General features: G+C 60.6%; 12 protein-coding genes. 6 read left to right on the forward strand and 6 right to left on the reverse strand.

What is annotated here, in order from left to right:
* Positions 1-11: 11 nt before the first annotated feature.
* From B2696_RS10975 to clpS, 3 genes are read right to left on the reverse strand one after another with little or no spacing between them, the layout of a single operon-like run.
* On the reverse strand, positions 12-938 hold the full coding sequence (locus B2696_RS10975; RefSeq protein WP_286955402.1) for a P1 family peptidase: 927 nt from the start codon (positions 936-938) through the stop codon (positions 12-14).
* Entirely contained in the window at positions 938-1,474 is a 537-nt protein-coding gene (locus B2696_RS10980; protein WP_286955404.1) for a DUF2017 domain-containing protein, read from the reverse strand. The genes B2696_RS10975 and B2696_RS10980 overlap by 1 nt, the downstream gene beginning before the upstream one ends.
* A gap of 14 nt (positions 1,475-1,488) precedes the next feature.
* A complete protein-coding gene (clpS, locus tag B2696_RS10985) occupies positions 1,489-1,815 on the reverse strand; it encodes an ATP-dependent Clp protease adapter ClpS (RefSeq protein ID WP_286955406.1) in 327 nt (108 codons plus the stop codon).
* A 123-nt stretch (positions 1,816-1,938) separates the two neighbouring features.
* Here clpS and B2696_RS10990 point away from each other — a divergent pair, with 123 nt between their 5' ends.
* Complete coding sequence (locus B2696_RS10990; protein ID WP_276622992.1) at positions 1,939-3,276, forward strand: nicotinate phosphoribosyltransferase; 1,338 nt, start codon at positions 1,939-1,941, stop codon at positions 3,274-3,276.
* Positions 3,277-3,348: 72 nt separating this feature from the next.
* Here B2696_RS10990 and B2696_RS10995 read toward each other — a convergent pair whose 3' ends face one another.
* Complete coding sequence (locus B2696_RS10995) at positions 3,349-4,812, reverse strand: APC family permease (protein ID WP_286955408.1); 1,464 nt, start codon at positions 4,810-4,812, stop codon at positions 3,349-3,351.
* Positions 4,813-5,232: 420 nt separating this feature from the next.
* Between B2696_RS10995 and B2696_RS11495 the strand changes: the two genes are divergently transcribed.
* From B2696_RS11495 to B2696_RS11015, 5 genes are all read left to right on the forward strand, one after another.
* Positions 5,233-6,027: a hypothetical protein gene (locus B2696_RS11495; RefSeq protein ID WP_312955192.1), complete on the forward strand. Its 795-nt coding sequence runs from the start codon at positions 5,233-5,235 to the stop codon at positions 6,025-6,027.
* Complete coding sequence (locus B2696_RS11500) at positions 5,937-6,440, forward strand: hypothetical protein (protein WP_312955193.1); 504 nt, start codon at positions 5,937-5,939, stop codon at positions 6,438-6,440. Before B2696_RS11495 ends, B2696_RS11500 begins: the two co-directional genes overlap by 91 nt.
* A gap of 12 nt (positions 6,441-6,452) precedes the next feature.
* A complete protein-coding gene (solA, locus tag B2696_RS11005) occupies positions 6,453-7,652 on the forward strand; it encodes an N-methyl-L-tryptophan oxidase (protein ID WP_075730435.1) in 1,200 nt (399 codons plus the stop codon).
* Between the two features lie 98 nt (positions 7,653-7,750).
* Entirely contained in the window at positions 7,751-9,727 is a 1,977-nt protein-coding gene (locus B2696_RS11010; protein ID WP_286955411.1) for an ATP-dependent DNA helicase, read from the forward strand.
* Positions 9,724-10,236 (forward strand): GNAT family N-acetyltransferase, encoded by a 513-nt coding sequence (locus tag B2696_RS11015; protein ID WP_286955413.1) that lies wholly within the window; start codon positions 9,724-9,726, stop codon positions 10,234-10,236. The genes B2696_RS11010 and B2696_RS11015 overlap by 4 nt, the downstream gene beginning before the upstream one ends.
* On the opposite strand, the gene B2696_RS11020 is transcribed toward B2696_RS11015, so the two are convergent.
* Complete coding sequence (locus B2696_RS11020) at positions 10,219-10,959, reverse strand: peptidyl-tRNA hydrolase (protein WP_286955414.1); 741 nt, start codon at positions 10,957-10,959, stop codon at positions 10,219-10,221. The two genes, B2696_RS11015 and B2696_RS11020, sit on opposite strands and share 18 nt — an antisense overlap.
* Positions 10,952-12,142, reverse strand: a complete 1,191-nt coding sequence (gene serB / locus B2696_RS11025) for a phosphoserine phosphatase SerB (protein WP_376778871.1) — start codon at positions 12,140-12,142, stop codon at positions 10,952-10,954. Before serB ends, B2696_RS11020 begins: the two co-directional genes overlap by 8 nt.
* Positions 12,143-12,160: the final 18 nt, after the last annotated feature.

Raw genomic sequence — 12,160 nt, forward strand, 5'->3', positions numbered from 1 at the left:
GTGTCCTTACTCTAGCGGAGTAAAGAGCTATAGTCCGTGAGACCATATCCCGGCCGGGCCGATACCACTGCGTCAACGATGGCGGCTTCCACCGCATCTGCCGCTGCGGCACATAGTCCGGCCAAAGTCAGAGGATCGACCTGGCCGGGGGCCGGGGCTGTGGACAGGGCAAAAAGCGTATCCCCATCCAAGGGCGAGTGAGCGGGGCGAATGGCCCTGGCAATGCCATCGTGGCCCGTGAGCGCGAGGCGCTTGGCCTGCGCCTTGGTTATCGGGGCATCAGTAATAATCGCGCCAATGGTGGTATTTAGCTTGGCGTCTTTGGGATCGGGGACCTGCGCATAGCGCTGCGGATCCACTGCGGGCAGCCCCGGCGCGCCGTAGAGTCGGCCGGTTGCTTGGTCAACAACCTCTCCGACCGGATTGGCCACCACCGCCGCAGCCACGGTGTGCGCCCCCGTGGCCTGGGTGTTGATTCCGAAGCCGCCGCGCAGTTTGCCCGCCGTGGCACCGCACCCTGCACCGACGTTTCCCGTGGAGGAATCATCCCCCGCCAGCGCGGCGCGCAGGGCAGCAGCCCCGTCAGCGGCGCTCGGGCGTGAGGGCCCCACCGCCAAGTCAAAGATCACGGCCGCAGGGACGATGGGCACGCGCGGGCCTGGGCGGCCGTCACCGAATACGGCGAAGCCGATTCCCTCTTTCTCCAGCTCCTCCATGACTCCGTGGGCAGCCGCCAGGCCAAAGGCCGAGCCACCGGCGAGCACGATCGCGTGCACTCGCTCGACGGTGTTATGGGGGGCAAGCAGGTCAGTCTCCCTGGTTCCCGGCCCGCCGCCGCGCACGTCCACGCTGGCCAGCGCGCCCTGTGGGCCGCAGTAGATTACGGTGACCCCGGTATCGCCACGACTGATGTGGCCGATGGAGAAATTAGAGGCCACTAGTCCATCAACACCTGGAGGAGGGAGTCTTGGCAGTAGGCCAGCCACTCGACCAGAGAGTCCCGGTCTGCGCTGGCTGCTTCCCCGACTACTTCACCGGCTGCGACGAAGAGGCGCAAGTCATTGAGTCCGGCCAGGAAGTGATGAGCCTCCTGCTCGCTAATCGTCACAGCTACGCCCCCGGTGGGCCCCAAAGCAGCGTTGATGACTTGTAGGTTCTTGAGCTTGGCGCGAGCAATATCGTTCTCGTGGATGGAGCGCAGAAGCGAGGCATCGCCCTCAAATTCCTCGTCTCCGGGCTTTTCAAAGTCAGGAAAAAGGCGCGCCAAGGAAGGATCCTCAGGGGCTTCCGAATGCCCAGTGGGCATATCCAGCATTTGAGCGAGCTCATCCTTGGGGCCGGATTGGGCTCGGGCGATGATCGCCTCCGAGACCGTGGCGGTGAGGTCTCCGAGTACTTCACGCTCCATGGGCTCTAAAACGGTGCTGAACTTGAGCGCCCGCATGAGCGACTTCTTTTTCTTCCACGCTTGCATAGTGTTTTTTAAGCCTAGCCTGCCTGCTGCATGGTTGCCCACAGGCCCGCGATTTGCAGCTTCTTCACGTCGGCCTCGACTTTGTCGCGCTCCCCAGTTGAGACCACGGCTTTGCCCTCGGTGTGGACCTGCATCATCAACTCACTGGCGCGCTTCTTGTCATATCCCAAAACGGTCTGGAACACATAGGAAACATAACTCATAAGGTTGACGGGATCATCCCACACAATGCACAGCCATGGTAGGTTCTCGCTGGTGGCTACCTCGACTTTAATGTCTTCATCTAGCTCGGGCGTCGCCATAGGAGATCCCATGCGGGGGGCGGAGAATTGCGCATTCATGGTCTATAGCCTATCCAATTTTCCATCCTTGCAAGCATCCTTTGCCATGAGCTAGGGCCTATTGCCTGCAAGGAAAGCGGTGACTTGCTGCGATGCTGCGACAATCTGAGTAGCATTCTCGATGTGACTCATACTCCAGATTCAGCACGCGCCACCGAGCGTTCCACCGCTCTACTCACGGACAAGTACGAACTCACCATGTTGGAAGCGGCGCTGCGGGACGGAACCGCTGCGCGCCGCGTGACCTGTGAGGTCTTCGCCCGCCGTCTGCCCAACGAGCGCCGCTACGGCGTAGTCGCGGGCACCGACCGAGCGCTGCACGCTGTGCGGGACTTCCGCTTCAATGAGGAACAGATAGCGGAGCTGGATTTCTTAGAAGAAGGCACCAAGCAGTACCTGCGTGACTATCGCTTCTCCGGGCAGATTGATGGCTACCGCGAAGGCGAGCTCTACTTCCCCAACTCCCCGCTGCTCACGGTGCACGGAACCTTCGGCGAGTGCGTGATCCTGGAGACGGTCCTGCTTTCCATCATGAACTCCGATTCCGCAGTGGCCTCGGCAGCCTCTCGCATGGTGACCGCCGCAGACGGCCGGCCGATTATTGAGATGGGCTCGCGGCGCACGCACGAGTACGCCGCCGTCACTGCCGCCCGCGCAGCCTACCTCGCAGGATTCTCCGCCACCTCGAACATGGAAGCAGGCTTTCGCTATGGCATCCCCGTTTCGGGGACCGCCGCGCACGCGTGGACCCTCTCCCACATCAATGAGGATGGCACCCCGAATGAGGAGGCTGCTTTCCGCTCCCAGATCGAATCCCTAGGAGTAGACACCGTGCTCTTGGTCGATACCTATGACATCACCAAGGGCGTCGAGACCGCAGTAAGGGTGGCCGGGCCTCAGCTCGGCGGCGTTCGCATCGACTCGGGCGACTTGGGCGCCGTCACCCGGCGCGTGCGCAAGCAGCTCGATGATCTGGGCAATCACAATACGCAGGTCGTTGTCTCTTCCGATCTGGATGAGTTCGCCATCGCAGGTTTGCGTGGCGATCCAGTGGACGTCTACGGCGTGGGCACCTCAGTTGTCACTGGCTCTGGCGCACCGACCGCGGGCATGGTCTACAAGATCGTCGAGGTCGAGGGGCATCCCGTGGCCAAGCGTTCTTCCTCTAAGCGCTCACAGGCCGGCGCGAAGCAATCTTTGCGTACCTACCGCTCTACCGGCGTGGCCGTAGAGGAAGTGGTATTTCCCTACGGCGAAGCCGCACCGGATACCGGTTCCCTCAGCGCCCGCGAGATAACTATTCCGCTCATGCGCGATGGTGAGATTGTCCCTGGCCTTGCTTCCTTAGAGGAATCACGTACCTACCTGGCCGAGGCGCGTAAAACTCTACCTTGGGAGGGACTCGCCCTCACCCGCGACGAGCCTGCGGTACCTACCCGGATGGTCGGCTTTAAAGCATAACGCCCTGCTGGCAGAATAACGGCGCGCTCCATTACCGGCGCGCGCCACTAAAAGCCTTAGTTAAGCCGAGAATTAAACTGACTCTTTCACCTCGGCGGAAGTGAGCAAGGCCGACTTGGAAGGATCCTGGGTCAAGGCGGCGCACAGCCAGCCCACGGCCACGCTCAACGGAGCCGAGAGTCCTAAGACCCAAGCTACGACCACGTCGCCGCCGACGAGGCTAACGAGGTTTGTCGTGATAAAAAAGCAGGCAATGCCGAGCCCAACCAGGCTAGCCCACGGCGCAATGACGCGCTTGAAAAGGTTGTCCTTGCCCGCTGGGTGGGTGCGGAAATAGATGATAATTGCCACGTCAACCATCATCATCAAGATGACAATCGCGAACGTTGCCAGCCCGCTGAACCAGGTAAACGCCTCTAGGACTGGGTCTAGGCCTGCGATAGCGCATACCAATGTCAATACTGCGATGGTGGCAGACTGTACCAAAGAAGAGATGTGCGGAGACCTATACTTGGCGTGCACGCGAGCAATCCCCGCTGGTAGACAGCCCTTCTTAGCCACGGCGTGCTGATAACGTGTCAGCACATTATGGAAGGATAGCGCTGCGGCGAACAAGCTGGTGAGCAACAAGACCTGCACGGCCAACCCCGCCCAGGGGCCGACGTAGCGCACGGCAGTCATAATGACCATTTCCTCCGGGTTCTCTGCCGCTGCAGCTACGATGCCATCCGCGCCCCAGGCTTCCACGATTGCCCATCCGGAGAGCGTATAAAAGATGCCGATGACCATGATCGCGATATAGGTAGCGCGCGGGATGGTGCGTTCGGGGTCCTTGGCCTCGTTGCGAAATACCGTGGTGGACTCGAAGCCGATAAAGCCCGCGAAGGCCAGCATGAGGCCTACCCCGGGAGTTCCCGACATAAATGCCTCAGGGGTGAAAGACGTGGCGCTTAAGCCATCGGAGCCGCCCTTGATAATAATGCCCGCAACCATGATGAGGGTGATGAGGATTTCTGCCACTAAAGCCACGCCGAGTGCCTTAGAGGATAGTTCGATATCGCGATATCCCAGTAGGCCGACGATAAGGACTACAGCCAGCGTAGGAATCCACCACGCAATGGTGATGCCCATGCCAGCAAGCACCAGAGATAGCTGCGCGCCGAGGAAAGCATAAACGGCGAACTGCACCGCGGTGTAGGTAAGGATTGCTAGAAAGGCTGTTCCGATTCCCCACTTGCGATTGGTAGCAGACTCTACATAGGAAAAGAACGCGCCGGGCTCGGAAATCCTTCGTGCCATGGTGGTCAGACCGACGGAGAAGATGAGCAGGATTGCCGCGCATACCGCATACATAGCCGGGTAACCGGCTCCGTTTCCGCTGAGGATGCCGATCGGCAGTGCACCTCCAATCACAGTCAGAGGGGCTGCAGCGGCAATCACCATAAAGACAATGGAAGCTACTCCAAGGGACCCTGATTTCAGGTCAGAAGTTGGGGCTGTAGCAGTAGGCGGAGGAGTAAGTAATGTGAGGGACATATGCCACATCCTTTCTGGGTGAGAATTCACCTGAAACCCAAGTGCATTGGTGCACCCTAGTTGTGATGTTCTCGCTCGCCGACCATGGCGAATGAGGCAAGACTGCGGCAACAGTTCGACCGTAATTGGCGCGCGATATCGCGGTGAGCGATGCACGTAATGCTAACCCCGTTTTTCTATAGACCAATAGTTAAGCTAGGGTTTACCCCCATTTTTTGTCATACTATAGAAATTAACTAACTGGTCAGGATAGGTTTTAATTCCACCCAGGAGAGATAAAATGAATTACCCCCATTTTCTATAGTTCAATAGGAACGGCTAATTTTTGGATCACAGCGACCTCCCTCGCACGGCATCTTTAACCCAAACGAGGACTCGATGAACCACAATCTCACTACCACCCATGGAACGAGGCTGAAAATGTCACATCCAACCGTCGATACCCAAATCGATAACCGCATCGATCCCCACGTCGATCCTCACATCGGAACTCAAATCGACACCCGCATCGATACCCTTTTCCTCAGCGAACCCGAGATGATTGCCGCGGGAGTAAAGGACATGAACGCCTGCGTCGATACCATGGAGGAGGTTTTTTCTTGCCTCGGCGTCGACGACTACCGCATGGCCGGACAAAATAACAATTCCCATGGCGCGATGGTCAGCTTTCCGGAGAGTTCTCCCCACCCGAATATGCCGCTCGATGGCACCGACCGCCGCTTTATGGCCATGCCAGCCTACCTAGGCGGCAGCTTTAATCGCGCCGGAGTCAAGTGGTACGGCTCCAACGTAGCCAATCGCGAGCACGGCCTGCCACGTTCCATCCACACTTTCATCCTCAACGACGCCACCACCGGTGCCCCATTAGCGATCATGAGCGCAAACCTGCTTTCTGCCTACCGCACCGGAGCCGTCAGCGGAGTCGCCGCCCGCTTTTTGGCCAAAGAGGATGCACAGGTCGCCGGAATCATCGGCCCCGGGGTTATGGGAAAGACTGCGCTAGCAGGTTTCGCCGCAGCTCGCCCCAGCCTAAATACCTTGAAGATCAAGGGCCGTGGAAAAAGTCCCTCGACGACTTCATATCCTGGACAAAGGCCACGCTTAGTCAGTTCACCACCATCACGGTGGTCGATACCATCGAGGAAGCAGTACAAGGCAGCGATGTCGTTAGCGTGTGCACCACGTCTTCCGCCGGTGTCGAGAACTACCCCATGATCGCCCCGGAATGGATTTCACCTGGCACTCTGCTGACTTTCCCTGGCTGTGCCAATCTCGACAACGAGTATCTCAAGTCTGGCAAAGTGCGCATGGTCCTAGACAACCGCGGCCTCTACGAAGCATGGCTGGAAGAATACGCCCCCGCAGCCTTTGAACAGGTGGGTATTATCGGCAACAAGTTCCTTGAGATGGAGCGCGACGGCGAGATCTCCCCCGGATCGGTCGCCGATATCTCGCAAATCATCTCCGGCGACGTCCCGGGACGAACTAGTGAGGAAGAAGTCTTCGTATTCTCCGTTGGCGGCATGCCCGTCGAAGACGTTGCCTGGGCTTCCCACATCTATGACAAGGCCCGCGAGCTGGGCATTGGCACCACCGTAAACCTCTGGGAAACCCCCGAGCTCGTTTAAGGAGTACCAAACATGACAGTCAATAAGTCAGGCAATCACAATCCCATCGACTATGTAGCAGAAGTTGACTTCGCCGTGGTGGGCGTTGGCACCATGGGCTCGATGGCGCTGTGGCAGCTTAGCGAGCTGGCGCCGGAAGGTACCTCGATTCTAGGCATCGAGCAATTCGGTCGGCTCCACACCCGCGGTAGCTATAGCGGCGAGTCCCGCCTGTTTAGGGTGGCGCTCAAAGAGGGCGGGGACTTCATAGAATTCGCCCAACGCGCTCGGGAACTCTGGCTAGACCTCAACGAGAAGTCCGGCCGAGACGTATTCTTGCCGATCGGCGCGCTTAGCATCGGCCCCAGCGACTACCAAACCATGATGTCTACTCAAAAGGTCATCGAGGAATTCGACCTCGACCATAGCTACCTCGATTCCGAAGAGCTGCGCGAGCGCTTTCCGCAATTCGAAGTGGCGAAGCAGGACATTGGAATCTACGATCCTCAAGGCGGCGGCATCCGTCCAGAGGTCGCGGTCGCCTCCGCAACCGAGCTGGCGCTGGACAACGGCGCAAAACTATGGACCCATACCAAAGTTCTCGGCATCGACCGGCTGGCAGATGGTGGGGCGGTCTTGCGCACCAGTCGCGGCTCAGTTCTGGCTCACAATCTAATCCTCACCCTTGGCTCATGGGCCGGCGAACTTATCCCCGAGGCCAAGGATGTGGTGCGCGTAAAGCCGATTCCTTTAACGTGGTTCATGCCACGCACACCGGAGCTATTTAGCCCCGAGAACCTTCCCATTTTCCTCTACGACAAGCCTCAGCCCGATGGCTCCAGCTTTCACATCTACGGCGCCCCGAGCATCGACGGATACACGGTTAAGTTCTCCACCAACGCGTTCTTCGTCGACACCGTGGACCACCCGGATCAGGTTCCGTCCACCGTGCGCGAACCAGCCCTCAATGCCTTCTCCCAGCGCGTCGCAGAGGTAATCCCAGATTTCTTCCCCGATGTGGCGCGCCTGAGCATGCACCACGATGGATTCACCGAAGATGGCCACGCAATCATCGATGTCCTGCCAGAACAGTCCCTGACCATGGCTGTGGGCATGTCAGGCACCGGCATGAAGTTTGCGCCTTACTTCGGCCGGTTGGCTGCCACATTGGCTCTAAGCAAGGACCCTTCCCGTCGCCCCGAGTTTTTCAGCGTGGCAACGCACCGACCATAGAACGCACCGACTATAGGACTAGAAAGGAATAAGCAGCGTCAGGCAGGTCATCACCCCAGCTCGCCCTCGACTCGAGGCGAAAAGCTAGACTGATTCGGGTGAGTGACCAGCCCCAAAACCTATCCACCACCGAGCTTCTCGACGCCGCCGTCGCCTCCCTCGGCGGCACCCGGCGCGAAGGCCAGGTGGCCATGGCAGATGCCGTGACCGCCGCGCTCCATAAAGAGCGCCATTTAGCGGTACAGGCAGGAACTGGCACCGGAAAGTCGCTGGCATACCTAGTCCCCGCCATTGCCCATGCCCAGGAGACCGGCCACACGGTCATTGTTTCCACCGCGACCCTGGCACTACAGCGCCAGCTGGTCGAACGCGACCTCCCGCGCCTGGTAGAGGCCCTCCAATCCGTGCTGGAGACCCCGCCGACCTTCGCCATCATGAAGGGCCGCTCCAACTACCTGTGCCTTAATAAAGTCGCCCAGGGTGAGGCCCTGGGAGGTGATGACGCCCTCATCGACGAGGCCGAAGTATCGCGCATGGGGCGCCACATGCAGCGCGTCTATTCTTGGGCGCAGGAAACCGAAAGCGGCGACCGCGATGATCTCGATCCGGGCGTGCCCGATCTGGCCTGGCGCCAGGTATCAGTGACCTCCGCAGAATGCCTGGGGGCTAGCCGCTGCCCGCACGGCGAGGATTGCTTCGCCGAGGCTGCGCGCCGTAAGGCTGCCGACGTCAACATCGTGGTGACCAACCACGCCTTGCTGGCTATCGACGCCATTTCCGACATCAACATCCTGCCCGAGCACGACGTCGTCATCGTCGACGAGGCCCACGAGCTCGACGGACGCATCACTTCGGTATCGACAGCGGAAATCACCGGACGCGCGCTCAAGATGGCCTCCAATCGCGCCAAGTCCTTGGGAGCGGAAGGAAAAGATCAGCGCCTGTCCCAACTAGCAGACGAGTTTGCCATGCTCTTGGGCGAATTCGAACCGGGGCGCTGGGTAGATCTGCCCGATAACGCCAAGCAGCAGCTCACCGCCGTGGGAGATACCCTGCGCGAATGCAAAGACGCCATCGCCCGCGCTCCCGAGGGCGAGCAGGCCAACGAACCTGAGACCTTCGCCGAGCGCCAGAACCTGGCCAATCACCTGGCCACCATGTCCGAGGCAGTCGTGCGCATCCTCGATGTCTTCGCCACCGACAATCCCTCGGCCCACGAGGATGTGGTGTGGATGGAACGAGACGAGCGCTCCATGACGGATACCTTAGCCGTCGCCCCACTCTTCATCGCCGGGATGCTGCATGACAAGCTCTTCGGCGAGCAAACCGTGGTTCTCACCTCCGCCACCCTGGCACTAGGTGGGCGCTTCGACGCCATGGCCGCCCAGTGGGGCATGCCCAAGGGCACCTGGGATTCCCTCGACGCAGGCACCCCCTTCGATCCCGCCAAGAAGGGAATCCTCTATGTGGCCAAGCACCTGCCCAACCCCGGACGCGATGGGATAGCGCCCGCCACGTTACAAGAGATCAAAGAGCTCATCATGGCTGCGGGGGGACGCACCCTGGGGCTATTTTCCTCCCGTCGCGCGGCCCAACAAGCCGCCGAGGAACTACGCGGGCAGATCCCCTTCGAGATCTTTGTCCAGGGCGAGGACTCCATCGGCGCATTGGTGGATCGCTTCAGCAAGAACGAGAACTCCTGCCTCTTTGGCACCCTCACCCTGTGGCAGGGGGTCGACGTGCCAGGACCCGCCTGTTCCCTGGTTCTTATCGACCGCATCCCCTTCCCTCGCCCGGATAACCCACTCATGCAGGCACGCACCGAGGCTGCACAGGCAGCAGGCCGCAACGGCTTCATGGAGGTCTCCGCCACCCACGCCGCGCTCCTGCTGGCCCAAGGTGCGGGACGCCTGTTGCGCTCGGTCGAGGATCGCGGGGTCGTTGCAGTCCTCGACAACCGGCTCATCACCAAACGCTATGGTGGATTCCTCAAGGCCTCCATGCCACCCATGTGGCAGACCACCGATCCTCAGGTGGTTAAAAGCGCCCTAAAAAGATTGGTGGAAACCCGATGAACATTCCCGTTCTAGCTGGCCTGCGCCCCCTCGCGCTTGACGACGTCGACTTGCTCCACACCGCCTGCACCGACCCCCTCACCCAGCGCTTCACCACCATCCCTCATCCATATACCCGGGAAATGGCCATCGATTTCATCGGCCTCGACCACCTCGCCTGGGCCATGGTCGACGGCAACGATAAGTTCTGCGGAGTCATCGAATTTCGTCCACACGGCAGCTTGGCCGGGGACATAGGCTACCACTGCGCGCCCTGGGCCCGCGGCGGCGGGATGACAACTCAAGCGTTGCGCACCGTCACCGCATGGGCGCACGCCGAAGGCTACGTGCGGGTGGAGCTGCGCGCCGCGGTAGACAATCTCGCCTCGCGACGTGTGGCCGAAAAGGCCGGCTTTGAACTCGAGGGAATTGCGCGGGCGGCCCAATACCTCAACGACAAATTCGACGATCTAGCGGTTTACTCCCACGTTGAGTTGCCGCCGCATAGCGAGCTAAATCAAACCCTCTAGCGGGCGACGAAGGGCGCAGACCGTCGCGGAATCCGGGGCTATCTCGGTAAATCCGGCATCGCGCACCACCACGGCCCCCGGTTGCGCACAGGCGCGGCGAAACTGCACCGTCGGCACCTCGCGCACCGAAAGCATGAAACCGCGCTGGGCCCAAGCCCGCGCCTCCTCTACATCCATGTGTCCGGCCAATAGCATCGAGCCATGACCCACCTGGGCCGCAGCCTTGCCAGCGGACATCGGGAGTGAGGCATCGATGTAGATGACGGGGACATCGCCAAGCGCGGGGCCCGGCTCATCGTGGGCGAGCTCCGTGTGGCCTATCTGCAGCTTGGACAATTGGGCGTCCACCTCGGACAGAGCCGAGGGCGCGAATGCTCGCGCGGTGTCTGCAACGCTCACCCCTGGCAGGGCCTGCACATCGCGCCAGGCCTTGTTACGGGCCCGCCGCGCGATCTTGCGAATGCGGTGGCCATACCAGTGCGCAAGCGCCTGCGAGAAAGCGCCCTCCTCGCCGGCGCGATCATCGAGACACACCGAGACCACGGCGCGCGCCGCCGCCTCGAGCGCCACCGTGCGCGAAGGCGGCTCCTGCTTGGGTAGGTTCAAGACGATCTGCATCGCCTGCACCGTCTCTGGGCGTGCGGGATCCTCTGGATCCTCGTGCCAATCCCGCCCGGTCGCCGCGGCCACAAGGCGCGCGTGTGCAACCTCGAAGTTAGTCAACAACGATCTCCTCGGAAGGGATCCCCAGGAGCTGCAGCACCTCATCCATATATGGGTGGTTGACGGAAGCATCCGCCACCTCACGCAACGCCGGCTTGGCGTTGAAAGCAATGCCGAGTCCCGCAGCCGCAATCATGTCGATATCATTGGCGCCGTCTCCCACCGCGACGGTCTGGCTCATCTGCAAACCGGAATCCGCGGCGAACTCTCGGAGGAACTCCTCCTTGGCCTTGCGGTCCACGACCTTGCCAACGACTCGGCCGGTAAGCTTGCCGTCCTCGATCTCCAACGTGTTGGCCCGAACATAATCAAGGTCGAGCTCCCGAGCCAGGCCCTCGAGGACCTGAATGAAGCCGCCGGAGACCACCGCAACCCGGTACCCCATGCGCTTGAGAGTGCGAATCGTCGTGCGCACGCCCGGGGTCAACTCAATGCCTGCTGCGGTCTTAGCGATGACGGACTCGGGCAGCCCGGCCAAGGTAGCCACGCGCTCGCGCAGGGACTCCTCGAAATCGAGCTCTCCGCGCATGGCGCGCTCCGTGACGGCGGCGACCTCGGCCTCCTTGCCTGCATGCGCCGCAAGCATCTCGATGACCTCACCGGTAATCAGTGTCGAGTCGCAATCAAAGCAGATGAGGCGCTTGGAACGGCGTTGCAGGCCGGCACGCTCTATAGCAATGTCGATTCCCAGCTCGCCCGAAAGCTGCGTGAGCGCAGCGCGCACGGTGTCCTCGCTTCCCTCCAAGGTGACAAAGAATTCAATGCCGGTCAGCGGCTTGGAGGAAAGGCCGCGAATGCGGTCGATGTTGGCGTTGAAGTTGGCCAGAGTCTGCGCCAGAGAGGAGACGTCGTGCGCCGTAACCCTCGACCCCAGCACGACGAGGACATGGGTGGAGCGCGGACGCGAGCCGCGTGCGCCCTCCTCCACCGTGATGGTGATGGACTGCCCGTAGATGCTGAGAGTGTTCTTCAGCCCGCGTTCAATATCTTCAACGCGGGCGGCATCGATGTGAGCGTAGGCAGCCAAGGAGATGCGTCCAGAAAAAATGGCCTGCTCCACATCAACCAGCTCAATGTTGTAGGAGGCTAAGACGCGAAAGAATGCGGCAGAGACCCCGGGCTTGTCTGGTCCCGAGGCGGTGATAACTGCAAAAGATTCGTTGAGAGTATCCACGCAGGACATTATTCCACCGCACGCAGC

It is taken from the genome of Corynebacterium sp. UBA4397, from assembly GCF_002390965.1.
GTDB lineage: Bacteria > Actinomycetota > Actinomycetes > Mycobacteriales > Mycobacteriaceae > Corynebacterium > Corynebacterium flavescens.

Bases quoted from the DNA above. Each gene is read 5' to 3' on its own strand.
- B2696_RS10980 (WP_286955404.1), bottom strand. From the start codon at position 1,474: ATGCAAGCGTGGAAGAAAAAGAAGTCGCTCATGCGGGCGCTCAAGTTC.
- solA (WP_075730435.1), top strand. From the start codon at position 6,453: ATGACAGTCAATAAGTCAGGCAATCACAATCCCATCGACTATGTAGCA.
- B2696_RS11495 (WP_312955192.1), top strand. From the start codon at position 5,233: ATGTCACATCCAACCGTCGATACCCAAATCGATAACCGCATCGATCCC.
- B2696_RS11015 (WP_286955413.1), top strand. From the start codon at position 9,724: ATGAACATTCCCGTTCTAGCTGGCCTGCGCCCCCTCGCGCTTGACGAC.
- clpS (WP_286955406.1), bottom strand. From the start codon at position 1,815: ATGAATGCGCAATTCTCCGCCCCCCGCATGGGATCTCCTATGGCGACG.
- B2696_RS10995 (WP_286955408.1), bottom strand. From the start codon at position 4,812: ATGTCCCTCACATTACTTACTCCTCCGCCTACTGCTACAGCCCCAACT.
- serB (WP_376778871.1), bottom strand. From the start codon at position 12,142: ATGTCCTGCGTGGATACTCTCAACGAATCTTTTGCAGTTATCACCGCC.